The following is a 1,318-nucleotide window of genomic DNA, read 5'->3' on the forward strand; positions in this document are numbered from 1 at the left end:
CGTGGGTGATTTCTACGCCTTTGGGTTGTCCGGTGGATCCGGAGGTGTAGATGACGTAGGCGAGGTCGTGGGGTTGGGGTGTGTGGGGTGTGGTGGGTGGGGTGGTGTGGGTGGGTGTGGTGTGGATGGGGATGTGTGTGGCGTGGTGGTTGGCGGGTGTGGGGGTGTCGGTGCCGGTGAGGATGTGGGTGGTGCCGCTGTCGTTGATCATGTGGTTGAGGTGGTGGGTGGGGTAGGTGGGGTCGAGGGGGAGGTAAGCGGCTCCGGTGTGGAGGGTGGCGAGGATGCCGATGATCATTTCGTGGGGGTGGGTGGCGGTTATGCCGACGATGTGGCCTGGTTTGACGCCTGCGGTGTGGAGCTGGTGGGCGGTGTGGCGGGCGGTGTTGTCGAGTTGCTGGTAGGTGAGGGTGGTGGTGCCGGTGGGGGTGTTGGCGGTGAGTGCGGGGGCGTGGGGGGTTTGGGTGAGTTGGGTGTTGAAGAGTTCGGTGATGGTGGTGGGGCCGGTGTTCGGGGTGGTGGTGTTGTTCCAGTGGGTGGTGAGTTGCTGGTGTTCTGCGGGGTCGATGTGGGGGAGTTCGGAGAGGTGTTGGTTGGGGTCGTGGGTGATGGCGTTGAGGGTGTTGAGGTAGGCGTTGGTGATGCGTTGGATGGTGGTGGGGTTGTAGAGGTCGGGGTTGTAGACGATTTGGCCGGTGAGGGTGTTGTTGGTGTTTTCGGTGAGGTGGAGGGAGAGGTCGAAGCGGGTGACTTCTTCGTTGGGTGTGAAGGGGGTGGTGGTGAGGTTGGGGAGGGTGAGGGTGGGTGGGGTGAGGGTGTTGAGTTGGAACATGATCTGGACGAGGGGGTTGTGGCTGAGGTCGCGGGTGGGGGCGAGTACTTCGATGAGGTGGTCGAAGGGGAGGTCTTGGTGGGCGTAGGCGTTGAGTGCGGTGGTGCGGACGTTGTGGAGGTGGGTGGTGAAGGTGGGGTTGTCGGTCAGGTCGGCTCGGATGATGAGGGTGTTGAGGAAGAGGCCGATGAGTGGTTCGAGTTCGGAATGGGGGCGTGCGGTGATGGGGGTGCCGATGAGGACGTCGTTGGTGGCGGTGTAGCGGGCGAGGACGGTGTGGAACGCGGCGAGGGTGACCATGAACATGGTGGCGTTGTGTTCGTGGCCGAGGGTGCGTAGTGCGGTGGTGGTGTGGTGGGGGATGTCGAAGGTGGTGGTCGCACCTCGGTGGGAGCTGATGACCGGGCGGGGTCGGTCCAGGGGCAGCTGGAGGATGGCGGGAGCGTCCGCCAGCTCCGCACGCCAGAACTCCACCTGAGACGACAG

General features: G+C 64.0%; 1 protein-coding gene. It reads right to left on the reverse strand.

Annotated features, from left to right (window positions below; all coding sequences use genetic code 11):
• A partial coding sequence (locus ACIQRW_RS38385) for a condensation domain-containing protein (protein WP_403770012.1) occupies positions 1 to 1,318 on the reverse strand: 1,318 nt, incomplete at both ends.

Origin of the sequence: Streptomyces sp. NPDC091287, assembly GCF_044768525.1 — a bacterium.
Classification (GTDB): domain Bacteria; phylum Actinomycetota; class Actinomycetes; order Streptomycetales; family Streptomycetaceae; genus Streptomyces.